Annotated in this window: 1 protein-coding gene; it reads left to right on the top strand. The window is 62.9% G+C overall.

What is annotated here, in order from left to right; all coding sequences use genetic code 11:
• Positions 1 to 245 precede the first annotated feature (245 nt).
• A partial coding sequence (locus AC1D00_RS44020) for an NAD(P)H-dependent flavin oxidoreductase (RefSeq protein ID WP_477015060.1) occupies positions 246 to 697 on the top strand: 452 nt, incomplete at its 3' end.

Here is a 697-nt window from a genome sequence, read left to right on the forward strand (position 1 = left end):
TCGTCATTCCGGGGCGCGCGAAGCGCGAACCCGGAATCCATATCGCCACGCGTGCTGAGGTCCGATGGACTCCGGGCTCGCGCCTTTCGGCGCGCCCCGGAATGACGGAAGAGGAAWTCCGCGGCTTGGAATTGCGGTAGCGGCATCCGCCACGGCGCCAAAACGCAATACTTGACAGTGGAAAGATTGCCTTGTTGGTATGGCTCCCAACTTCGATTTGACCGCCAATAGAGGATCGTTTCGCGATGTCCATGCCTGCCTTGTTCAAAGGGCGCCTGTCGATCCCCGTGATCGGCTCGCCGCTCTTCATCATCTCGGTGCCCGATCTCGTGATCGCGCAATGCAAGGCCGGTGTGGTCGGCTCGTTTCCGGCGCTGAACGCGCGGCCGCCCGAGCTGCTCGACGAATGGCTGGCGCGGATCACCGAAGAGCTCGCGGCCTATGACCGCGCGCATCCCGACAAGCCGTCGGCGCCGTTCGCGGTCAACCAGATCGTGCACAAGTCGAACAACCGGCTCGATCACGACATGCAGCTCTGCGCCAAGTACAAGGTGCCGATGATCATCTCCTCGCTCGGTGCGCGCGAGGAGCTGAACCAGGCCGTGCACGGCTGGGGCGGCATCATCTTCCACGACGTGATCAACCAGAAATTCGCGCACAAGGCGATCGAGAAGGGCGCCGACGGCCTGATCCTGGT

The organism is Bradyrhizobium sp. P2_E8 (genome assembly GCF_056403875.1).